Annotated in this window: 21 protein-coding genes; 11 read left to right on the top strand and 10 right to left on the bottom strand. The window is 56.5% G+C overall.

Annotated elements, in window-relative coordinates:
- Positions 1–91 precede the first annotated feature (91 nt).
- The 5 genes from PQR63_RS20405 to PQR63_RS20425 all read left to right on the top strand — a co-directional run bounded on the left by PQR63_RS20405 (position 92) and on the right by PQR63_RS20425 (position 6569).
- Entirely contained in the window at positions 92–514 is a 423-nt protein-coding gene (locus tag PQR63_RS20405; protein WP_408169777.1) for a MarR family winged helix-turn-helix transcriptional regulator, read from the top strand.
- Between the two features lie 117 nt (positions 515–631).
- Positions 632–1753, top strand: a complete 1122-nt coding sequence (locus PQR63_RS20410; RefSeq protein WP_408169778.1) for an efflux RND transporter periplasmic adaptor subunit — start codon at positions 632–634, stop codon at positions 1751–1753.
- Positions 1750–4854: an efflux RND transporter permease subunit gene (locus tag PQR63_RS20415; protein WP_408169779.1), complete on the top strand. Its 3105-nt coding sequence runs from the start codon at positions 1750–1752 to the stop codon at positions 4852–4854. Before PQR63_RS20410 ends, PQR63_RS20415 begins: the two co-directional genes overlap by 4 nt.
- 8 nt (positions 4855–4862) lie before the next feature.
- Positions 4863–6296, top strand: a complete 1434-nt coding sequence (locus PQR63_RS20420) for an efflux transporter outer membrane subunit (protein ID WP_408169780.1) — start codon at positions 4863–4865, stop codon at positions 6294–6296.
- A gap of 51 nt (positions 6297–6347) precedes the next feature.
- Positions 6348–6569, top strand: a complete 222-nt coding sequence (locus PQR63_RS20425) for a hypothetical protein (protein ID WP_408169781.1) — start codon at positions 6348–6350, stop codon at positions 6567–6569.
- A 46-nt stretch (positions 6570–6615) separates the two neighbouring features.
- Here the strand turns inward: PQR63_RS20425 and PQR63_RS20430 are convergent, their stop codons facing one another.
- The 6 genes from PQR63_RS20430 to PQR63_RS20455 form a co-directional block, all read right to left on the bottom strand.
- Positions 6616–7392: a molybdopterin-dependent oxidoreductase gene (locus tag PQR63_RS20430; RefSeq protein WP_408169782.1), complete on the bottom strand. Its 777-nt coding sequence runs from the start codon at positions 7390–7392 to the stop codon at positions 6616–6618.
- Positions 7389–8003, bottom strand: coding sequence for a cytochrome b/b6 domain-containing protein (locus tag PQR63_RS20435; protein WP_408169783.1), 615 nt, complete (start codon positions 8001–8003; stop codon positions 7389–7391). Before PQR63_RS20435 ends, PQR63_RS20430 begins: the two co-directional genes overlap by 4 nt.
- Positions 8004–8014: 11 nt before the next feature.
- A complete protein-coding gene (locus tag PQR63_RS20440) occupies positions 8015–8650 on the bottom strand; it encodes a hypothetical protein (protein WP_408169784.1) in 636 nt (211 codons plus the stop codon).
- A gap of 117 nt (positions 8651–8767) precedes the next feature.
- Positions 8768–9022, bottom strand: a complete 255-nt coding sequence (locus PQR63_RS20445; protein WP_408169785.1) for a Clp protease/crotonase-like domain-containing protein — start codon at positions 9020–9022, stop codon at positions 8768–8770.
- An 11-nt stretch (positions 9023–9033) separates the two neighbouring features.
- On the bottom strand, positions 9034–9666 hold the full coding sequence (locus PQR63_RS20450; protein ID WP_408169786.1) for a glutathione S-transferase family protein: 633 nt from the start codon (positions 9664–9666) through the stop codon (positions 9034–9036).
- Between the two features lie 321 nt (positions 9667–9987).
- A complete protein-coding gene (locus tag PQR63_RS20455; protein WP_408169787.1) occupies positions 9988–10902 on the bottom strand; it encodes a LysR family transcriptional regulator in 915 nt (304 codons plus the stop codon).
- 189 nt (positions 10903–11091) lie between these two features.
- On the opposite strand from PQR63_RS20455, the gene PQR63_RS20460 reads away from it, so the two are divergent.
- On the top strand, positions 11092–11856 hold the full coding sequence (locus PQR63_RS20460; protein WP_408169788.1) for an SDR family NAD(P)-dependent oxidoreductase: 765 nt from the start codon (positions 11092–11094) through the stop codon (positions 11854–11856).
- 92 nt (positions 11857–11948) lie between these two features.
- Positions 11949–12254 (top strand): ArsR/SmtB family transcription factor, encoded by a 306-nt coding sequence (locus tag PQR63_RS20465; protein WP_408169789.1) that lies wholly within the window; start codon positions 11949–11951, stop codon positions 12252–12254.
- Positions 12255–12361: 107 nt separating this feature from the next.
- Here the strand turns inward: PQR63_RS20465 and PQR63_RS20470 are convergent, their stop codons facing one another.
- Positions 12362–12769, bottom strand: coding sequence for an MAPEG family protein (locus PQR63_RS20470; protein WP_408169790.1), 408 nt, complete (start codon positions 12767–12769; stop codon positions 12362–12364).
- Between the two features lie 126 nt (positions 12770–12895).
- Here PQR63_RS20470 and PQR63_RS20475 point away from each other — a divergent pair, with 126 nt between their 5' ends.
- Positions 12896–13858, top strand: a complete 963-nt coding sequence (locus PQR63_RS20475; protein WP_408169791.1) for a GlxA family transcriptional regulator — start codon at positions 12896–12898, stop codon at positions 13856–13858.
- Between the two features lie 136 nt (positions 13859–13994).
- Here PQR63_RS20475 and ssb read toward each other — a convergent pair whose 3' ends face one another.
- A complete protein-coding gene (gene ssb, locus PQR63_RS20480; protein ID WP_408169792.1) occupies positions 13995–14498 on the bottom strand; it encodes a single-stranded DNA-binding protein in 504 nt (167 codons plus the stop codon).
- 41 nt (positions 14499–14539) lie between these two features.
- Entirely contained in the window at positions 14540–15736 is a 1197-nt protein-coding gene (locus PQR63_RS20485; RefSeq protein ID WP_408169840.1) for an MFS transporter, read from the bottom strand.
- 307 nt (positions 15737–16043) lie between these two features.
- Here PQR63_RS20485 and PQR63_RS20490 point away from each other — a divergent pair, with 307 nt between their 5' ends.
- The 3 genes from PQR63_RS20490 to PQR63_RS20500 all read left to right on the top strand — a co-directional run bounded on the left by PQR63_RS20490 (position 16044) and on the right by PQR63_RS20500 (position 21606).
- On the top strand, positions 16044–17810 hold the full coding sequence (locus tag PQR63_RS20490) for an ArnT family glycosyltransferase (protein WP_408169793.1): 1767 nt from the start codon (positions 16044–16046) through the stop codon (positions 17808–17810).
- Between the two features lie 147 nt (positions 17811–17957).
- Complete coding sequence (gene uvrA / locus PQR63_RS20495; protein ID WP_408169794.1) at positions 17958–20813, top strand: excinuclease ABC subunit UvrA; 2856 nt, start codon at positions 17958–17960, stop codon at positions 20811–20813.
- A gap of 28 nt (positions 20814–20841) precedes the next feature.
- Positions 20842–21606, top strand: coding sequence for a phytanoyl-CoA dioxygenase family protein (locus PQR63_RS20500; protein ID WP_408169795.1), 765 nt, complete (start codon positions 20842–20844; stop codon positions 21604–21606).
- Positions 21607–21728: 122 nt separating this feature from the next.
- Here PQR63_RS20500 and PQR63_RS20505 read toward each other — a convergent pair whose 3' ends face one another.
- On the bottom strand, positions 21729–23468 hold the full coding sequence (locus tag PQR63_RS20505) for a methyl-accepting chemotaxis protein (RefSeq protein ID WP_408169796.1): 1740 nt from the start codon (positions 23466–23468) through the stop codon (positions 21729–21731).
- Positions 23469–23560: the final 92 nt, after the last annotated feature.

Consider the following 23560-nt stretch of genomic DNA (forward strand, 5'->3'; position numbering starts at 1 on the left):
GGAGCACACCCAACCCCTCCTGCTCGCTTTTCGTCAAATTTAATCTATCGACGCCTTGACGAGTGCATATGCACATGCTAAGGTTGAATCCATGGACACTATTCCAAAACTTGTGGACTGCAATTTATTCGCGACCAAACAAGCTGCGCGGTTTGTCACGCAGCTTTATGAGCGTCATCTGGCAGCAGTCAATGTCACCAGCTCGCAAGTGACGATTTTTGCAGTGATCGACAATCTGCCCGGCATAACTATGACCGAGCTGGCAAAAGCGGTTGTGATGGACAGAACCAGTCTTGTCCGTGCCATCCAGCCCTTGAACCGTGATGGATATGTGCTGCAGAAGTCGGAGCCCGGATCCAAGAAGATCACTTTGTATTTGTCGAAGTCCGGCACACAGAAGTATCGCGATGCTCTGCCCCACTGGGATGCAGCGCAGAAGGAATATGAAGCCATGATCGGCGAAGAACGCGCCAGGATGTTGCGGCACGAGCTGATGGCGATTACACAGCGCTGATTTTTACAGGGTTTATTGGGCTTATTTTGTCGTAGCGAGGCTGGTCCTCGCTATTTTTAAAACTTAAATAGTGCATATGCACAATATGCCTTAACTATACTTTAACGAGGGGTTATCATGGGCTTGAACAAGAAATACCTGAGAGTTGCACTGTCTGGTGCTGCTCTTACCGCACTCACAGCACTGGCGGCATGCAGCAAGCCGGCACCGGTGCCATCCGCTACACCGAAAGTCGCCTCCTTTACCGTCCAGACCGCAGAGCACGATTCCGCCAGCTATACCGGCGTGGTGCATGCACGTACGGAGAGCAATCTGGGGTTCCGGGTGCCAGGCAAGATCGTGGAAAGACTGGTCGATCCAGGTGAACAGGTAAAACGCGGGCAGCCGCTGTTCAAGCTCGATGCCATCGACTACACCCTGGCGCAAAATGCCGCACGCGCCGCCGTGATCGCCGCCGAGGCACGCGATGTTCAGGCGCGCGCGGACGAAGTTCGCCTGCGCAATCTGCTGAGCTCGGGCGCTGTCTCCAAACAAGCCTACGAACAAAGCAAGGCACTTGCCGACTCTTCCAAAGCGCAACTCGACGCCGAACGCGCCCGCGCCAATCAGGTTGAACATCAAGCCGATTACTCCCTGCTGCGCGCGGATGCCGATGGTGTTGTCATGGACGTGCTTGCCGATGCCGGACAAGTCGTCAATGCCGGTCAAACCATTGTGCGACTGGCGCAAAAAGGCGCACGCGAAGCCGTGGTCAGCATTCCTGAAAATGCACTGAATCAGGCGCGCCGCCAGGCCACGGCCAATCTCTATACCGACGACAGCGAAAAGTTTTCGGCCAAACTGCGTGAGTTATCCGCGATGGCAGATCCACTGACCCGCACTTATCAGGCGCGTTATGTCTTGTCCGGCAAGGGCGAGCAAGCACCGCTGGGCGCCACGGTTACCGTCAGACTCACTGGTGATGCATCCTCATCGCAGACACAGGTTCCCGTTGGCGCGCTGATCGACAAGGGACATGGCGCCAGCGTCTGGATGATCCAGAACCAGACCGTCAAGCTTGTCCCCGTCAAGGTCTCTCAGTTGGGTGAAGAGTTCGCAACCATCAGTGCAGGATTGAAAGCCGGTGATGTCATCGTTGCCTACGGCGTGCATCTGCTCAAGGCAGGCGACAAGGTCTCGCTGGTATCGGCTACTGAATCAGCTACCGCGTCTGCTACCCAAGATGGCGGTGCATCATGAGCGGCTTCAACCTTTCCGCCTTTGGCGTGCGAGAGCGTGCGGTCACACTGTTCCTGATCATTGCGATTGCGGTGGCCGGCGTCTTCGCCTTTTTCAAACTGGGGCGCGCAGAAGATCCCAGCTTCACCGTGAAGATCATGACCGTTACCGCGCTGTGGCCGGGCGCGACAGCGAAGGAAATGCAACAGCAAGTCGGTGATCGCCTGGAAAAGCGGCTGCAAGAACTCGAGTACTACGACCGGGTCGAAACCGCAGCCCGCCCCGGTCTGATCACGATGAAGCTGTTCTTCAAGGATTCGACGCCGCCAGAACTCGTGCCGGAACAGTTCTATCAGGTTCGCAAGAAGCTGGGTGACGAAGTCATCAATCTTCCACGCGGCGTCATCGGCCCGGTCATCAATGACGAATATTCCGATGTCTACTTCAGCCTGCTGGCACTCAACGCACCAGGCCTGCCGCACCGGACATTGGTCGCCGAAGCAGAAACCCTGCGCCAGCGCTTGCTGCACGTCCATGGCGTACAGAAGATCAACATCCTCGGCGAGCAACAGCAAAAGATCTTCGTCGAAATTTCTCACCAACGCCTGGCAACATTGGGCGTAAAGGCGCAGACCATTTTCGACGTACTGAACCGTCAGAACGACGTCACGCCATCAGGCTTCATCGAAACCGCCGGTCCACGCGTCTATCTGCGACTGGATGGCGCCATCGACAACATCGACGTCGTCAAGGCGATCCCGATTGCCGCCGGCGGCCGCAGCTTCAAGCTGGGCGACATCGCCGATATCAAGCGCGGTTACGAAGATCCAAAATCCTTCCTGATCCGCACCCAAGGCGAACCGTCGCTGATGTTGGCAGTCGTGATGAAAAAGGGTTTCAACGGTCTGACGCTGGGCAAGTCGTTGGCAGCAGAACGGGAAAACATCCAGAAGTCTCTGCCGCTGGGCATGGCCCTGACCAAGGTATCGGATCAGGCGGAAGCGATTGAAGCGGCGATCGATGAGTTCATGATCAAGTTCGTCATGGCGCTGGCTGTAGTGATTGTCGTCAGTCTGCTAACCCTCGGCTTCCGTGTCGGTATCGTCGTCGCGGCAGCGGTTCCACTGACCTTGTCGGCGGTCTTCCTGATCATGATGGCGACCGGCCGCGACTTCGATCGCATTACGCTGGGTGCGCTCATCCTCTCTCTGGGCTTGCTGGTCGACGACGCCATCATCGCGATTGAAATGATGGTCGTGAAGATGGAAGAAGGCATGGATCGCATCTCGGCCGCCACCTTCGCCTGGGGCGCCACCGCTGCGCCGATGGCGTCCGGCACGCTGGTGACCATCATCGGCTTTCTGCCGGTCGGCTTCGCCCGCTCCACTGCGGGAGAATATGCCGGCAACATCTTCTGGGTGGTCGCCTTTTCGCTGATCACTTCGTGGTTCGTGGCGGTGCTGTTCATTCCCTATCTCGGCGTCAAGATGCTGCCGAATATCCCGGTACACGCAGGCGGCCAGGATGCCATCTATTCAACCAAGAACTATCAACGCTTCCGCGCACTGGTGCGCTGGTGCGTCGACCGCAAATGGATCACCGCGGCCATCACCATCGGCATGTTTGCCTTGTCGATCTTTGGCATGGGCTTCGTGCAGAAGCAGTTCTTCCCCAACTCCGAACGTCCGGAACTGACCATTGAAGTCAACCTGCCGCCAGGCAGCGCCTTCAGCACCACCGACACCACCATCAAGACGATCGAAGACGCACTGCGCAAGGAACCGGAAGCCAAGATCGTCTCGAGCTACATCGGCCAGGGCGCACCACGCTTCTTCCTCTCGGTGAATCCTGAATTGCCGAACCCGGCATTCGGCCAGTTGATTATCCTGACCGACAACTCCAAAGACCGTGACGCGCTCAAGATCAAAGTCAGAAAAATGATCGAGAGCGGCAAATTTTCCAATGCACGCGTACGCGTCAGCCAGTTCCTGTTTGGCCCGCCGGTGCCTTTCCCCGTCCTGTTCCGCGTGGTTGGTCCCGACCTCAATACCGCACGCGACATCGCCTTCAAAGTCAGGGACGTAATGCAAGCCAATCCGAACATGCGCGACGTGCATCTGGATTGGGGCGACAGAACACCGACCATGCGCCTCGAGCTGGATCAGGAACGTCTGCGCCAGGTCGGCCTCAATCCCAAGGATGCGGCCTTGCAATTGCAGACACTGCTCAACGGTGCCTCGACGACACAAGTGCGTGAAGGCCTGCGCGTAGTGGACGTCATCGTCCGTGGCGTGAAGCACGACCGCAAGAGCCTGGCCGACATCGGCAACCTGACGCTGACCACGCAAGACGGCGTCGCCGTTCCGCTGTCGCAGGTCAGCAAGCTGTCGGCGAGTGTGGAAGATGCCGTACTGAAGCGCTACAACCGCGAACTCTATATTGCGGTTCAGGGCGACGTGCGCGACGGCGTGCAGCCACCGGATGTCACGCATGCGCTGCTGCCGAAACTTGAGGCGCTCAAGGCCGCCTTGCCAGCCGGCTATCACATCGACACCGGCGGCTCGGTGGAAGAAAGCGCCAAGGCCGACGTTGCGCTGGCGGCGATGTTCCCGCTGATGATCATTCTGATGCTGGCCGTGATCATGTTCCAGGTACGTTCCTTCGCGACGATGTGGATGGTGTTCGCTACCGCGCCACTGGGTCTGGTCGGTGCGGTGCCGACGTTGCTGATCTTCAACCAGCCGTTCGGCTTCAACGCCATCCTCGGCCTGATCGGTCTGGCCGGCATCCTGATCCGCAACACGCTGATCCTGGTCGATCAGATTCGCAGCGACCTGCAATCCGGATTGACGCCTTATCAGGCGATCATCGAATCGACCGTGCGACGTGCACGCCCGGTCATCCTGACGGCGGTGGCAGCGATGCTGGCATTCATCCCGCTGACCCACTCTGCTTTCTGGGGCCCACTCGCTTACGTGCTTATCGGCGGCGTTGGTGTCGGTACCGTGCTCACGCTGCTGTTCCTGCCGGCGCTGTATGCCATCTGGTTCAAGGTGAAGCGTCCAACGACGCCTGCTGCGCCAGTAACACCGACGGTCGCAATCAGTCACTCCCCTATCTGAGGAAAAAAATGAAAACGACTTTCTCATCCCTGCGGACACTGGCCGGTATCTCCGTGATCAGCGCATTGCTGTCCGCCTGTTCTCTGGCACCATCCTACGAACAGCCCGTGCTGCCGGTTGCCGCGCACTGGAATGCGGGCAGCGGTGTCGATGAACAATCCGATGCGCCACGTGCATCAGCCATTGCCTGGAACGACTTCTTTCAGGATCCACAACTGAAGTCGCTGATCGCCATCGCTTTGGACAACAACCGCGACCTGCGCATGGCCACGCTCAATATCGAACGTGCGCGGGCGATGTACAACATCCAGACAGCCGATCAGGCTCCCAACATCGCCGCCATCGGCAACGGCTCGCGCCAACGCTTGCCGGCGGACGTCAACCCGACCGGCAAGACCGGTGTCAACACCAGCTACTTCGCCGGTGTCGGCATGGCCGCCTTTGAAATCGATCTGTTCGGCCGCGTCAGAAACCTGAGCGACGCTGCGCTGCAACGCTATCTCGCCACCGAGCAGGCACAGCGCAGTGCTCAGATCAGCCTGATCGCCGCAGTCGCCACCACCTACGAAACACTGGTGGCGGATCAGCGGCTGCTGCGCCTCACCGAACAAACGCTGGCCAGCCGTGTCGATTCCTATGACCGGCAGAAGAAGCTGTATGCCGAAGGCGCCAGCGCCGAATACGATCTCAGGCAATCGGAGTCTCTTTTTGAAGCAGCCAGGGCAGCGCGTGCGCAGCAAGAGCGACGCAAATCGCAGGATGAAAATGCGTTGACGGTGCTGGTGGGCCAACCGCTGCCGTCCGGCATCGGTGTATCGGGCTCGACCTCTGGCGCGCGCAGCTTGCCGGATCTGCCGACAGGACTGCCGTCGGAACTCATCACCGCCCGACCGGACATTCTCCAGCAGGAAGCCATCCTGCGGGCTCAGAACGCCAATATCGGCGCGGCACGGGCGGCGTTCTTCCCACGTATTTCGCTGACAGGAAATTTTGGATCGGCGAGCAACGAGCTGTCCGGCCTCTTCGATTCCGGTTCGCGCTCGTGGGCATTCCTCCCGCAAATTTCCATACCGATCTTTGAGGGAGGAAGGAATGTAGCCAATCTGAAAGTCGCGGAAACCGACAAAAAGATCGCCATCGCCCAGTACGAAAAAACGGTGCAAGTTGCCTTCCGTGAAGTTGCCGATGCGCTGGCCGGGCGCGCCACGCTGGCGGAAGAAGTCAGTTCCGTGAAGGCACAGGAGAACGCCGAGACCGCCCGCTACGGCTTCGCCAAGAGCCGCTACGAAGCCGGTTATTCCAGCTATCTGGAGTATCTGGATGCACAGCGTTCCTTGTTCTCGGTGCAGCAGCAATCCATCCAGGTGCAACTCGCCGAGCTGCAAAATCGGATCACGCTCTACAAGGTACTTGGTGGCGGTTGGAAAGCGCCAACGCCTTGATACCCGCTGACCGGTATCAGCATCGCAATTAAACAGAAGATGAGGCCCATCATGGAATACGAAATAAGTTTTGCCGGCGTCGGCCTCATCCTTCTCGACGCGCTCATGCTATGGGCATGCTGGATGATCCGCAAGCATCTGGCGCTGATGGAATATGAAGAAGAGAGAAGCGAGCAGGAAGACGTACGCTATCTTCAGCGGCTTCTCCTGCTCATCGGCGACCGGCCGGACAGAGATGACGGCGAGTTACAGGTGATTGATGAACATCCGTGATACAGACACGTTCTCACTCTGAGCGAAGATCTGTCCCACAATTAAATCAAACACCGCTGAACCAGTTGTAGCCCTGATCTTCCCAATATCCGCCCGGATTTTCATTGGTCACGTAGATGGCAACGACGTGCTTGGGATTCTTGAACCCGAGCTTGGTAGGTACGCGTACCTTGAGTGGAAAACCGTAGGATGTCGGCAGCGGTTCCTTGCGAAAGTCCAGCGCCAGAATCGTCTGCGGGTGCAATGCCGTCGGCATGTCCAGACTGGAGTAATAACGGTCTGCACACTTGAAGCCGACATACTTCGCGGACGTGTCGGCACCGACGGCCTGGAGGAATTTTTTCAGAGGAACGCCAGACCATTGCCCGATCGCACTCCAGCCTTCAATGCAAATGTGCCGGGTAATTTGCTCGGCCTGCGGTAGTGCGCGCAAGCGCTCGATGGTCCATGGCTGCTTGTCTCGCACCAAACCCGATACTTCGAGACGCCAATCGCTGACATCGATGTCCGGTGCATTGACTTCATCATAGAAAGCATTGAAAGGAAACGGATTGGTGATCTGACTCGCCGCATAAGTTGGCGCAAGCTTGTCTCCGCGAAACAGCAGAGCCTGCACACGGTCATTCCAGCGCGACATGGACCACAGCACTTTATCGACGCTGTCATTGTCTTGCAAATCGCAACCGGCAAGCATCGATAACGCACCCAGCGAGAGTGCCGAACGCAACACAAGTCGCCGCTCGACTTTCACCAGCGCGGTACGGTGATCAGCAAGCTTGATCTTCTCCGGCTTGCGGACAGGCATTTCGTCTTGCTCGCTCATGATGCGCTCTCTTTCGCATTTCCCCGCCCTGTCACCATGGGCACCAAGGTTTTCGGCACGATGGCGACCAGCAGCAGATGCACCACGACAAACGCAGCAATGCCGGCCATGGCGGCGAAATGCACCTTGCGTGAGAAATCAAACCCGCCGAACAAGTCGCTAAGCCAATCTAATTGCACCGGTTTCCAGATCGACAATCCAGACAGCACGACGATGACACCGAGGAACATCACGCCCCAGTACAACAGTTTTTGCACAGCGTTATAGATACCTGGCTGATGAGGCAATTTAAAACGCATGGCCTGATAGGCGTCGGACACCACATCGCGTGCACGCAAGGGTAAAAAGTGTCGGCGAAAGTGGCCGCTGGCGAGGCCATAAATCAGATAGAAAAGACCGTTGACCGCCACCAGCCACATCGCTGCAAAATGCCATGCAATCGCGCCGCCCAACCATCCGCCCAGCGTCGCCCAGATGGGAAATTTGAAACCGAAAATCGGCGACGCGTTGTAGATAGCCCAACCGCTCATCAGCATGACGCCGATGGCCAAAGCATTGATCCAATGGGCAATGCGAACGGCCAGCGGATGGAGAAGAATCTTCTTGGGCATGGCAGACCTTTTTACATCGGCGGCGTGATGCCGTTCTTGCCCACGCTGACCGACACGGCCGTCAGGCTCTCATCCGCGTTCTTGCGGGCGCGCAGTACGATCTTGGCACCGGCAACCAGCATGGAACGTTCCCCAGCTTCAATATTGACGATAGGTACGTCTTCAGGAACGATGATCTTCTTTTCGCCGCCTTTGTATTTCAGAGTGAGCGTGCGACCGTTGCTGGCAACCATATCACCGACGGTACCGTTGGTCATGGTGCTGTTGGGTGCGAGGTCAAAAGGTCGGTGGCCGTCGCCGGTACCGGCCATGGCTGGAGGGAACACATGCACTTCAAGCGCCTTCTGCGAACCGTCCGGTTGCGGAATCGCCGCCGTGCCGATATAGCTGCCAGGTTTGATGTCCTCGATCTTGGCGATGGAGATGGCTGCTACACGCGTGTCCTTGTCGAGCGCAACTGTCTGCTCAGCACCACGATTATTTTTGACAACCAGCTTGTCGCTGCTGACGGAGACGATGGCGCCGCGGATACCGACTAAAGCAGGTGCCTTTGGTGTCTGCGCGAGGACAGCAGAACCGATGAAGCCACTTGCGAGAATGGCCGAGACAACGGTGTTACGAATGAATTTCTGAATGGGGGCGTTCATGGATTCGATACCGGAGAGTGGGGAGACGAATATTCTGCGCAGATGGAGGAGACATCTGCATGACATTTAAATGACAAAATTGTCAGTTTCGCTTTTTGGCACACTCTGCGTTGCGTCTCACCGGCCACGGTATTTCGGCACTCTGCGCTCCTTTTCCGCCATCAAGGCTTCTTTAAAATCCTCGGTTGCGTATAACGTGGCCCGCTGCAACGGCAATTGCGCAAAGGCTTTCTCCTCGCTTTCATTGATCGCCAGATGCGCCGATACGAGTGTATTTTTGATCGACAACGGTGCACATGCGGCGATCTTGTTTGCCATTGTGACAGCGAGCTGCAACGCTGCTTCTGCGCTCGATTGATTGATTGAACGCATGGGATGCTCACTCATTCTGCAAGGGCAGTCACACGTTCGATTGCGCGGATCACGGCCGGTCTTGCCATCATTCGCTCATACCAACGTGCAATGTTGGGCGTTTCGGTGAACTCGACATTTGCGAATTCGCGACGCCACATCCAACCGAAGTGAGCAATATCCGCAATGGTGTATTCGTCTCCGGCAACATACGCTGAACTTCCCAGAACGCCATCCAGCACACGCATCGTGCGTGCAGCCTCGTTACGAAAACGCTCAATCGCAAAAGGAACCACCTCGGGAGCCTGGCGCTGGAAGTACCCCGCTTGCCCAAAGGAGGGACCAATGCCGGTACCGTGAAACAGAATCTGCTCAAAGACGCGATAGCGCCCTGCGCCATGCGCAGGTAAAAGCTTGCCGGTTTTTTCAGCAAGATAAATCAGGATTGCACCGGATTCCGTCAGCACGAATGGTCTTCCATTCGCCCCTTCGGTGTCGACAAGTACCGGCACCTTTGAATTTGGATTCAGCGCGAGAAATGCCGCCGTCTTTTGTTCGCCCTTTCGGACGTTCACAGATTTCAGTTCATAGGGCAGACCAAGCTCTTCAAGAGCGATGGGAATGCGCACACTGTTGGGTGTTGCAAATGCATAAACTTCCAGCATGATGATTTCCTGGTGATAGAAAAGCCGAATTGCATTAGTGCATTTAATGCATCTATTGCAAATTCGTTGATGAATACGGAGATGGGATGCAGGCAAGGCTGCTCTGCCATTTCGCCGACGATGAACAAGCCGTCATCTTGGCGAAAAATGCACAGATTAAGAAGGTAGCTGGAAGTGATAGTGATAATTCCTGATCGGAATAGCCACTCGAACGATTTGCCCTATGTGGAATCCATCCACACTACGGCATCGCAATATCCCGCGGTCGCGTCATCAGTTGAAACGATGCGGCACATGGGTATTGCGTGGAACTTCTGTGTTTTATCTTGCAGATTGGGTGGTGATAATTTTTCCGTTCGAAACCAGCTCGTCAACAAAGGCGGCAAAAACTCTGGCCTTTGCGGTTGCACGTCTTCCGGTAGGAAAAATCGACCAGAGATCCAAGGGTGCCAATTCCCAGTCTTGAAGAACAGGTACAACGATGCCCTCTTTTAACTCCGTCGCAAAGAGCCATTCCGACGTCACGGACAATCCGATATCCGCCAGCACGGCTGCGCGAACTCCTTCTCCTGCGGTGACCCTTACACGGCCTTGCGCGGTAACGGATGTTTCGGTTGTTCCCTGTTTGAAGTTCCACACTGATGTCAACGCCGGTTGCGCCAACACAATAGCCTGATGCGTGACAAGATCGGCAGGCGTCAGGGGAATTCCCGCACGACTGAAATACGCCGGGGTGCCGAGCACCAATCGTTTGCACTGCCCGATCTTGCGCGCAGTCAAGGTGGAGTCACTGAGTGGCCCCATGCGCAGCGCGATGTCGATACCTTCCTCGACCAGGTCGACGGCACGGTCATCCATGACCACTTCGATGTCCAGCTCAGGATGCTCTGCAAGAAAAGCAGGCAAATGCGGAATGATGTGCAGTCTCGCAAAAGATACCGTTGCACACACTCTCAGACGGCCAGAGAGCGCAGTACCTGTGCCACGCGCAACCAGTTCGGCCTCGTTGGCATCTTCCACCACGCGCTTGGCCCGCTCATAAAAATTCTGTCCGGCCAATGTCGGCGTCAATCCCCGATTCGAACGCAAAAGCAAATGCACGCCGAGTCGTTCTTCCAACTGCGCGATGATTTTTGAAACCGCCGGCTGCCCAATGCGCAACTGACGGGCCGCACCAGAAAAAGTGCCGGTTTCTATCACGCGTACAAATACCTCCATGGCAACAAGTCGTCCCATAACCTTCTCTTTGTAGTGAGGGGAATTCCCGTATCGACATTATCTGATACTGATTCTGCATCATGACATTCCATTTTGGAATAGTCAGTATGCATTTTTCTTGTCTACCGCAGATCATGTCTCGCCATTACCTTGTTTGAGCCACGACGCGTTCGGCGTCGGCACTTACTCTCACTTAAAGGTAATCACATGTCTAAACCACTCGAAAACAAACTTGCACTGGTAACAGGATCGTCTCGCGGTATTGGCGCGGCGACAGCTATCCGTCTGGCTGCCGACGGCGCTTCCGTCATCGTGAACTATGCGGCCAGCCCTGATCGCGCCAAAGCCGTCGTTGATGAAATCAAAAAAGCCGGCGGCCGCGCTGAAGCTGTTAGCGCAGACCTGAGCTCGCCTGAAGGTGTCAAAACGCTCAATGCAGCGATCGACCAAGCCTTTGGTGGCGAATTCGGTGGTCGTATCGATATCCTGGTCAACAATGCGGGTGTGGTGGAGTTTGGCCCGTTTCTGGAATCGTCTGACGAATCCTACGATAAGCATTTCAACCTGAATGTACGCTCCCCGATCGAACTGACCAAACTGATTGCCAAGCGCATGGTGAAAGCCAGTTCGGGTCGCATCGTCAACATTAGTTCTGCGTTTGGCGAGGCCGCACCTCTGGCCGGCGTAACCATGTACATCGCAACGAAATTTGCGCTGCACGGCTTCACTCGAGGTCTGTCACGTGAACTCGGCAGTACCGGCGTTACGGTCAATGGCGTACAGCCAGGCCCCATCAACACGGAACTAAGCCCTGAAGATGCACCTGGTGCTGATGTGATGAAGAAGCTGACCAGCGTTGGACGTTTTGGCAAACCGGAAGAAATTGCAGCAGCCATTGCCTTCCTGGTTCGCCCTGATTCTTCGTTTATCAACGGTGAAAATCTGACCGTCGACGGCGGCTGGAACGCGTAAGTTCGTCTGTTCTGCCACGGCGCCGTATACCCCAGGGAACACGGCGCCCAGGAATTTTTTCGCTCTTCTGATTGATCATGACGAACCACAATATGAATACGGACACCACGATGGTGGCTTTGATCGCGATTGCGCATAAATCGCGGCTTGCCATTTTTCAGGTGCTCGTAGCGGCGGGACCAAGCGGACTTTCCGCCGGTGATATCTCCGATCAGTTGAAGATTGCGCCGTCCAGCCTTTCATTTCATCTTAAAGAAATGTCACGGGCATGCCTGATCTCTCCTCGTCGGGAGGGAACCTCTATTTATTATTCGGCAGTGGCTGAAACGATGGGTCAAGTGATCGATTTTCTGGTTAAAAACTGTCTACTGGGATTGAAAGAGTTTCCAGCCTGGTAGAAAATTTCGCCCCCCCAGATGTTATGTCCGGCAACGATGATAGCAATGAGATTGGTATCGGAGCATTGACGGCAAGCACTCGACTCCAGCACTTGCCGTCGATGGAGCTACGCAATGAATCCCAGAATAACAAACGCAAACACCAATGTTGCGCCTGATCCGGTGACAAAGGCCAAGGTTCTGGCAACAGGGATTCCCGCGGCATAGACACAGTAGTGCACCAACCTTGCGAACAAATAAAGTTTGGCCGCGAAAACGGTCGATGGCGTACTTATCCCCATAGCCGCTGCGATCAACACCAAGGGCGCGAAGACGGCAAGATTCTCGATTGCGTTGGCGTGTGCGCGCTGTGCCCGTTGCGCCCAGGCGGGATCCGGCGGATGCGATGGATCAGGATTGGCCAATGACAGACGCAGGCCTCTGGTCAGGATTCTTGCGACCGTATAAGGCATCCACATCACGGCCGTCATGAGAGATATCAATGTCAGATAGTAGAGTTCGGAGGTAAGTTTCATCGGTAGTCGCCCAGGTGAATTGAATGCTTGGCCGATGTCTCGACACGGCTGCATTGCTGCGCAGTGTAGACGCCGCATCTTCAGCGCGCTATAGTCGCAAACGACATTAATAGAGGCATTTGTGACATGAAACTATCTGTTCTCGTACTTGATGGCGTTTTTGATACGGGTCTCACCGTTCTGCTGGATACATTTTCGACGGCAAACGAACTGGCTGCGACCCAAACTTCTGCCCCACCTCCTTTTGAGGTCAAACTTGTTGGTGTACGCAAGCGCATCCGCACCGCGCAGGGATTCTCTATTGAGGTCGAATCAGCGGATACAGTGCATCGATCTGATTGGGTGATCGTGCCGGCGCTGAACGCCAAACAACCAGAACCGTTGACCGAAGCGCTGGCGAGGCGTGACGTGCGCAAGGCCATTACGCATCTGCAGACCTGGCGTGCGGAAGGCATCGGTATGGCGGCTGCGTGCATTGGGACGTTCTTGCTTGCCGAGGCCGGTGTTCTCGATCATGGCGAAGCAACGACTACCTGGTCGCTGGCGCCTTTTTTCCGTCAACGCTATCCGACCGTCAAGCTGGACGATTCACGTATGATCGTCGCCTCGCACGGTGTAGTGACAGCCGGTGCCGCCATGGGTCATCTTGACCTTGCACTTTGGCTGCTGAAGCAAACCAGCCCAGAGCTGGCGACACTGGTTGCGCGATTCATGTTGATTGATACGCGTGCCTCGCAAGCGCATTACATCATCCCGGATTATCTCGCGCATGCAGATCCCTTGATTGAACGATTCGAACGCTGGGCTCGCGATAATCTTTCAAAGGGATTCTCTTTAAAGGGTGCGTCCGAAGCATTGTCAGTTGGCACACGAACGCTGCAGCGTCGCACCGAGGCAGTGCTTGGCAAATCTCCACTGACCTTTTTTCAAGACCTGCGAATCGAGCGCGCACAACAGTTGGTTTCCGTTGGCGTCGGTATGGAGAAAATTGCGAGCGAGGTAGGTTATGCGGACACGGCGACACTTCGCACCTTGCTGCGTCGCAGGCTGGGTCGTGGAGTGCGTGAACTTCGCGCTGAAATTCGATGATTTCTTGAGCGCTGGATGTCTGGCGACAAAATGCGTTCAAATCGACATAAAGGCAACAATAAAAAAGCCTGCAATCTTTCGACTACGGGCTTCTTGTCTTACTTATCTATTTCTAAAACATCCGATCACTCGGGTTTTAGAACGGAATATCGTCATCCATATCCGAGAAGTTAGGCGCCGGGCGCGCTGCTGCCGGGGGGCGCGCTGCACCGCCTCCGCCACCACCGCTGCTTTGACGTGCCGGCGCACCACCGCCGCCGTAGCTACCGCCGCCATCATCCATCGATGCGCCACCGCCCATGCCTTGACGGCTACCGAGCATTTGCATGGTGTCAGCGATGATTTCAGTTGTGTACTTTTCAACGCCGTCTTTGTCGGTCCATTTGCGTGTTTGCAGACGGCCTTCGACGTAGACTTGCGAACCCTTTTTCAGGTATTGACCGGCGATTTCTGCCAGCTTGCGATAGAAGGTGATGCGGTGCCATTCGGTGAGTTCTTTCTTCTCACCGCTGTTCTTGTCTTTCCAGCTCTCGGTCGTAGCGACGGCGACGTTGGTGACGGCTTCGCCATTGGGCATGTAACGCGTTTCCGGGTCACGTCCGAGGTTGCCGACGATGATGACTTTATTGACCGATGCCATTGTTTCTCCTGGATTTCACTAAATAATTTCACTAAATAATACTAAGCAGTTGCACTCGCCGGTTGCATTCCACGGCGCGGCAGATTTTTCATGTTAGACGCGATTATAAGCCAGGTCAGGGTCGCCACCGCACACATGACGAACACCGACGATGCGCCTACGTTTTGCTTCAACCATCCACCCAGAGCACCGCCACAGAACAAGCCCAGCGCTTGCAGCGTGTTGTAGACGCCCAATGCCGTGCCTTTGGCGGCGGCCGGTGCGATGCGCGACACCAGCGACGGTTGGCAGGCTTCCAGGATGTTGAAGGCGATGAAAAACGCGAACAACAGGAACACCAGAACACCCCAGTGGGCGGCAAAATGCGACAGTGTTGCCCACATGCCGATCTGAACGATCAAAAGCAGCGAGATGGCGGCCACAAAAACTTGCTTCATCATGCCGCGCTTTTCACCGATGAATACCGGCGGCAGCATGAAGACAAAGGACGCCAGGACGACCGGCAGGTAGATCTTCCAATGCTCGGCGACCGGCAGGCCTGCGTATTGCACCAGCGCAGCGGGCAACACCACAAACATCGCCATCTGCGTCATATGCAGCGCAAACACGCCGAAGTTCAGCCGCATCAGTTCGGCATGGCGCAGCACTTCGCCGAATGGCACTCTTTTGGCCTTGACCATGGGCGCATCCGGCACCACAAACAAGACCACGCCGATTGCCGCCAATGCCAGTACGCCAGTGAGCGAAAAAATGCCGCCCATGCCGATCAGCTTATACAGTACCGGTGAAGCCACCAGCGATACCGCGAACGTCAAACCGATCGAGGCGCCCACCATGGCCATGGCCTTGGTACGGTGCTCTTCCCGTGTCGAATCGGCGATGAACGCCGTGACCGCAGCAGAAATGGCGCCCGCGCCCTGAATCGCACGGCCGGCAATCACCCAGGCGATATCATTGGCTCCTGCCGCGACAAAAGATCCAAGTGCAAACAAAATCAGTCCGATAACGATGATGCGCTTGCGTCCGTATTTATCGGAGGCAATACCGAACGGAATCTGGCCAAAGGATTGCGCCAATCCGTAGATCCCCATGGCCAGGCCGACCATCGCCGCGTTTTCACCGCCGGACAAACCTTTTGCGTGTACGGCAAAGACCGGCAGGATCAGGAACAAGCCCAGCATGCGCAAAGCGAAGATCGACGCCAGCGACGCACTGGCGCGGACTTCAGCGCCGGACATGCCGGCTTTCTGGATGGATTCGGAAGCGGTGGAGTTCATGAGTTTGAGATGACGGCTGGGCAAGCGGGCGAAGCAAGGATGTCAGCTTGCTTTGGCAAATATCCAAACCCGATATGGTATCAGCAATCAAACTCCCGACCGCGTTTTAAGTCATATCTTCAGGGCAACTATTCACGCAAGATAAGACTGTTTTCGGCACTTTTATAGACATTTTGATTTGTAACAATATGTATCAAAGATGCCGTTTATGTAACAATATCGGGTTAATCCACGCGGTCTGATTCCGTTTTTACTCGTTTTTCCATTTATGCTTTCGCCAGTTCGCGCTCCCTATCAACAGCCCTATCAGACCAGACTGGCGTCGCGCACAGCCTGGTCCGCCTGGTCACTACTGGCCCTGATCACCTGCATTTACTTGCTTCCCGGCATTGTCGGTCACGGTCCCTGGAAACAGGACGAGGGATACAGCTTTGGCGTGATTCACCATATGCTGATGACGGGCGAGTACCTCGTCCCGACCAATGCCGGTCAGCCGTTCATGGAAAAGCCGCCGCTGTATTACTGGACGGCAGTCATCTTCGCCAAAGCGCTCTATCCGTGGCTGAGCTATGCCGATGGCGCACGCATGACCAGCGTGTTTTACATGCTGGTCACGTTTCACTTCGTGGCCTTGATCGCCAAAACCGCATGGCGCGAAGACAGTTTCTTCAACTTGCGCGTACTCGGCACCCTGACTCTGTTTGCGGGGACAGCTGGCATGGTCAAACACGCACACGATATGTTTACCGACGTATCGCTGGTATGCGGCGGCGTGATCGCCATGTATGGCCTGCTGCGGATTGCACTCAACGAACAGACGCGCACGCCCCGGCTGTCTGCAGCGCTCTGGTTCGGCCTGGGTGTCGGCATTGCGGAAATGTCCAAGGGACTGTTTGTACCGATCATTTACGCCGCCTCGGCGTTCTGGGTCGCCATCCTGGTGCGCGAATGCCGTTCGTGGTCGTATCTGCGCATGGTCGGCCTGGCCGTTCTGGTAGCGCTGCCGTTTTTGCTGATCTGGCCGGCGCTGCTGGCGCATCACGCGATGCCGCTGTTCATGGAATGGTTCTGGGACAACAATGTCGGCCGCTTTTTCGGCTTCTCCGTCCGCAAGCTGGGATCGGACAACGATTCGACGGTGATTTTCCGGGCGTTATCCGGCTTCGCCATGCCAGGTACGCCGCTGGCCATCCTGGCGCTGCTCGCTGGCGACTGGCGTCTTGTTCGGCAGCCACGCATTGCCATTCCAGTGATCTTTTGCGCCATCTGCATCGCGATCCTGCTAGCTTCCGCGACGGCTCGCCAACTATATCTGCTGCCGCTGGTCTTGCCGCTTTGCCTGCTGGGTTCGGGTGTCGTCGAGCGCCTGCCGTTCTGGATTTCCCTGACCTGGGACTGGTTCTCGCGCTTGTTCTTCGGCATCGTGACGGGCTTGCTATGGGCCATCTATCTGATTTCGATCGGGCCGCCGGAATATCACTACCACCTCACCTATCTCGGCAAATGGCTGCCACTGGCCTACGTAACACCGATGCAACCCTTCGCGCTGGCCGGCGCCATCGTCATCACACTGACCTGGCTGGCCTGCCTGCCAAAGATCCGGCTTTGCGGAAAATGGCGCGGCGCTTTCAGCTGGTTTGCGGGCATCACGATGATGTGGGGCATCGCTTTCACGCTCATCCTGCCGTGGGGCGACTACGCCAAGAGTTATGAATATGTCTATGAAGACCTGCAAGCCGAGCTGACACCGGCGTGGCGTCAGGGCGATTGCATGGCAAGCATCAGCCTGGGTGAGACAGAAGCGCCTATGCTGCTCTATTACACCGGGATTCTGCATCAACCCATCGACAAGACGCGAAAGACCGATTGCCGCTGGGTCATCGTCCAGCATCCGTTCGGCACAGGCACGCCGGAAGGCGAATGGACGCAGTTCTGGAAAGGCTCACGCGACGGCGATGAACAAACCTTCACCGTCTACGAGCGTCAATTGCCGGCAGCTGCGCCTGCAACTGTGTCCTCCGCCGCAACAAACTAGTCTTGCCGCTCACGCGCTGCATAGGGAGGGATCTCTTCCAGCCTGACGACATCAGCCGCAAATGGTGAGTCCTGATATAGTAATAGGTTGATCCTCCATTCCATGTTCATATGAACCTGGAATGGAAAACTTACGCTGAAGGCATCCATGGAAGAAATTCGCATTCGCGGCGCACGCACGCACAATCTGAAGAACATCAGCCTCGACTTACCACGCAACAAACTGATCGTGATCACCGGCCTCTCGGGATCGGGAAAATCGTCGCTGGCATTCGATACGCTGTACGCAGAAGGCCAGCGACGCTATGTCGAGTCGCTGTCTTCCTATGCGCGTCAGTTCTTGCAGTTGATGGAAAAACCTGATGTCGACATGATCGAAGGCTTGTCGCCGGCGATCTCGATCGAGCAAAAGGCCACCTCGCACAATCCGCGCTCGACCGTCGGCACCGTCACCGAAATCCACGACTACCTGCGTCTGCTGTACGCACGCGTCGGTACGCCGTACTGCCCCGACCATCCGGAAAACCCACTGGCGGCGCAATCGGTGTCGCAAATGGTCGACGCCGTCCTGGCCATGCCGGAAGACACCAAGCTCATGATCCTGGCACCCGTGGTTGCCAATCGCAAGGGCGAACACGTTGATCTGTTCGAACAGATGCAAGCGCACGGCTTTGTGCGCTTTCGCATCCAGAGCGGTACGGGTACCGCCAAGGTCTACGAAATCGATGACCTGCCCAAGCTGAAGAAAACCGAGAAGCACACCATCGACGTCGTCATTGACCGCGTCAAGGTGAAGGACGAGATCAAGCAACGTCTGGCGGAAAGTTTCGAAACCGCACTGCGCATCGCCGAAGGCCGCGCCATTGCGCTGGAGATGGATACCGCCAAGGAACATCTGTATTCCAACAAATTCGCCTGCCCGGTCTGCGGCTATTCGCTGCAAGAACTGGAGCCGCGCCTGTTCTCGTTCAACAATCCGATGGGCGCCTGCCCGGAATGCGACGGTCTGGGCCATATCGAATTCTTCGATCCAAAGCGCATCGTCGCCTTCCCCAATCTGTCGCTGGCCAGCGGCGCGATCAAGGGCTGGGATCGCCGTAATCAGTTCTACTTCCAGATGCTGTCGAATCTGGCGGCGTTCTATGAGTTCGACATCGATATCCCGTTTGAACAGTTGCCCGAAAAAGCGCAGCAAGTGATCTTGTACGGTTCCGGCCGTCAGACCGTGCCATTCACTTACGTGAACGAGCGTGGCCGCACCGTGATCAAGGAGCATACCTTCGAAGGCGTGGTCGTCAACCTGCAACGCCGTTATCGCGAAACCGATTCGATGGCGGTCAAGGAAGAGCTGGCCAAGTTCATCAACGAAAAAGAATGCCCATCCTGCCAGGGTGCGCGTCTGCGCGTGGAAGCGCGCTTCGTCAAGATTGGCACCGGCCGCCAGCAACGCGCGATTTATGAAGTCGCCGCCACGCCACTGCGCGAAACCTTGTCCTTCTTTGAGAACCTGAAGCTGACCGGATCCAAGAAAGAAATCGCCGACCGCATCATCAAGGAAATCATCTCGCGCCTGACCTTCCTCAACAACGTCGGCCTGGATTATCTGTCGCTGGAACGCAGCGCCGATACGCTGTCCGGTGGAGAAGCGCAACGTATTCGCCTGGCATCGCAAATCGGCTCCGGCCTGACCGGCGTGATGTACGTGCTCGACGAACCGTCGATCGGCCTGCATCAACGCGACAACGATCGCCTGATCGGCACACTCAAGCATCTGCGCGACATCGGCAACAGCGTGCTGGTGGTGGAACATGACGAAGATGCGATCCGTACCGCCGACTACGTGGTCGACATGGGTCTGGGCGCAGGCGTGCACGGCGGCGACATCATCGCCCAGGGCACGCTGGAGGACATCCTCAAGAGCAAGAAATCGCTGACCGCAAAATACCTCAACGGCTCGCTGGAAATCAGCGTACCGAAGAAGCGCACGCCGTCCGATCCTGAGCGTCAGTTGACCATCACCGGCGCCACCGGCAACAACCTGAAGAATGTCAGCTTCGACCTGCCGGTCGGCTTGCTGACCTGCGTAACCGGCGTATCAGGTTCGGGTAAGTCGACGCTGGTCAACGACACGCTGTACCTCGCTGCTTCGCGCCATCTGTATGGTTCGCAAACCGAACCGGCCGAGCATGAATCGATCAGCGGTCTGGAACATTTCGACAAAGTTATCTCGGTCGACCAGGCGCCGATCGGCCGCACACCGCGCTCCAACCCGGCGACCTATACCGGCCTGTTCACGCCGATCCGCGACTTGTTCGCGACCGTGCCTGCCGCCAAGGAACGCGGCTACAGCGCCGGACGCTTCTCGTTCAACGTCAAGGGCGGCCGCTGCGAATCATGCCAGGGCGATGGCGTGATCAAGGTAGAGATGCACTTCTTGCCGGACGTCTACGTGCCGTGCGATGTCTGCCACGGCAAGCGCTACAACCGCGAGACGCTGGAAGTGCAATACAAGGGCAAAAACATCACCGAGATCCTCGAGATGACGGTGGAGGACGCACACACCTTCTTCCTGCCGGTGCCACTGATCGCGCGCAAGCTGCAAACCCTGCTCGACGTCGGTCTCGGCTACATCAAGCTGGGCCAGAGCGCGACCACGCTGTCGGGCGGCGAAGCACAGCGCGTCAAGCTGTCGCTGGAACTGTCCAAGCGCGACACCGGGCGTACACTGTATATCCTGGACGAGCCGACCACTGGTCTGCATTTCCACGATATCGACCTGCTGCTGAAGGTGATCCATCGTCTGCGTGACCAGGGCAATACGCTGGCCATCATCGAACACAATCTCGACGTCATCAAGACCGCCGACTGGGTCATCGATCTCGGCCCTGAAGGCGGTGCAGGCGGCGGCAAGATCATCGCGACCGGTACGCCGGAAGAGGTGGCCAAGAATCCGGAAAGCATCACCGGGCATTATCTGGCGCCGTTGCTCAAAAAGAAAAAATAGAACGAATTAGAAATTAGGATTGATTGCCATGGAAACGCTGCTTTCCTCAGCCCAGATTGAGGATTTCCGCAAAGACGGTTATCTGCTGCTGAAGGGCTTTGTCCCAGCCGACGCATGTGACGACATGCTCGCTGTCACGCGCGAGCATGTACAGCAAGCCGTTGCGCCGCTGGAGTACGAAGCCGACGTCGGTTATGCCGGCGCACCGTCGTCGCTGGATGCGCCGGGCGGCCGCACTGCCCGCCGCTTGCGTGCGGCGTGGCAACGCGACGATCACTTTCGCGCGTGGGCGTCGAATCCGCGTCTGGTGGCAGCACTGCATCAGTTGTTTAAAGAGCCTGTATGCATCACGCTGTCGCATCACAACTGCGTGATGACCAAGCATCCGACCTTCGGCACGGCGACCGGCTGGCATCGCGATATTCGCTATTGGTCGTTCCCCCGCAATGAATTGATTTCGGTCTGGCTGGCGCTGGGTCCGGAAAATGCAGACAACGGCGGTCTCAAGTTCATCCCTGGATCGCATCTGTTGCAATTGCAGCCGGAGCAGATGGATGAACTCGACTTCCTGCGTCCGGAAGTCGCGGCCAATCAGGCATTGTTCGAACAAGGTATTTCGGTACCGCTGGAAAAAGGCGATGTGGTGCTATTCCACAGCGGCTTGTTCCATGCCGCAGGCAAGAACAATTCGGCGCAGATCAAATCATCGGTGGTGTTCGCCTATCACGGTCAAAGCAATCCACCAGTGCCCGGCTCGCGCTCGGCGGCTTCGGAAGATGTCTTGCTGGACTGAGTGCTGAACCAAGTGTTGATCTGAAGCTTGCTTCGACGCAAAATGAAAAAGGGGATCACCGTTACGGCAATCCCCTTTTTTACGTCCTCATTTCCGCCATGTCGGTGACGGGCTTGCAACGCTCAGAACTGCTCCCAGTCGTCATCGCTGGGCTTGCCGCCCTGGCTCACGCTACTTGTTGTCAAGGCCGGAGCAGTCGACTTGGCCGGTTTAATGGCGACCACTTTCTTTGTTGCGGCAGTCGTCGACGCGGAAGAAACAGCCGCAGGACGCGGTGTGATATTGACCGTTCTCGCCGGAGCAACGGCCAGCTGTTGCGCACCATCCAGCTTGAACACGCTCACCACCTGCGTCAGACGCTGCGCCTGATCCTGCAGCGATTGCGCGGCAGCGGCGGCCTGCTCAACCAAGGCGGCATTTTGCTGCGTGGTTTCATCCATTTGCGTGATCGCACGGTTCACTTCTTCAATGCCCGAACTCTGCTCCTGGCTCGCAGCAGTGATCTCGCCCATGACGTCGGTCACGCGTTTGACGCTGGCAACTACTTCGTCCATCGTAACGCCGGCTTGCTCGACCAGCTTGCTGCCTTCGCCGACTTTTTGTACGGAGTCGTCGATAAGCGTTTTGATTTCCTTGGCGGCGGCGGCACTGCGTTGCGCCAGACTGCGCACTTCGCTGGCGACGACGGCAAAACCACGTCCTTGTTCACCGGCCCGCGCGGCTTCCACTGCGGCATTCAAGGCGAGAATATTGGTCTGGAAAGCGATACCGTCGATCACGCTGATGATGTCGACGATCTTCTTCGACGAATCATTAATGTTGTTCATGGTGACCACCACCTTGCTCACGACGTTGCCGCCCTCTTCGGCGATCTGTGATGCAGAGGCCGCCAGTTGATTGGCCTGGCGTGCGTTGTCGGCATTTTGCTTGACGGTGGAGGTCAGTTCTTCCATCGCCGATGCGGTCTCTTCCAACGAGCCTGCCTGGCTCTCGGTGCGCGCAGAAAGATCGAGATTGCCGGTGGCGATTTCGCTCGATGCCGTCGTGATGGTGTCGGTGCTGACACGCACTTCGCCGACGATCTGTTGGAGACGTCCATTCATGGTTTGCAATGCTTCCATCAACTGGCCGGCTTCATCGCGCGAATGTACTTCAATCGTCTGAGTGAGGTCGCCCTCAGCAACGCCGCGGGCGACCTTGACGGCTTCATTGAGCGGGCCTGAGATCGCGCGCACCAGCCAGATGCCCATGACGATAGCGACCGCAATGCCGACAACGATCGCAGCAATGGTAATCGTCAGAAAAGTTTGATAACGGGCCTGCGACTGGTCGTACAAATCCTTGCTGACATTCTGCTGCAAGGTCACCAGTTGCTTCATCGTGACGTTGATCTGCTTGAACAGCTCTAGCAACGGTCCGTTGTAAAGATCGGTGGCGCCCTGAAAATCGCGATTGTGCAAAGCTTCAATAGCCGGCTTGACGCCGTCGGCGATGAATTTCTTTTGCTGCGCGGTGAATTGCTCTGCGAGCTTGGTTTCTGACGGCGTCATGTAGGTCGCCAGATAGGCTTTCCATACCGCATCGCCTTCCTTCAGAACCTTTTCAAGGTTATCCATGCTCTTGTCGATTTCGCCGGAATCGCCGACGATCGCAGTCGAAATCGTATAGCGGCCTGCGTCCACCGCATCGGTCACCTGCCCGAGCTGGATTAATGCGATGACGCGATCTTCATAAAGGGACTTGAGATCAGTATTGGTTTTTTGCAAACTGACCAGGCCGACCATGCCAAAGATGGCTAGCAAGACTGAAAGAAAGCTGACAACAAAGATCAGGCGCGCTTTGATGGAGAGATTTTTTAGCATGGAAACATCCTTAGGATAACTTTTTTGAGCACACAGAGCGCCCTATTAGTTTCTAAGCATTTCTCATACCAAGGTGCGCGGAATAAAGCCCT

Origin of the sequence: Herbaspirillum rhizosphaerae, from assembly GCF_046025915.1 — a bacterium.
GTDB classification, from domain to species: domain Bacteria; phylum Pseudomonadota; class Gammaproteobacteria; order Burkholderiales; family Burkholderiaceae_D; genus Herbaspirillum; species Herbaspirillum rhizosphaerae_A.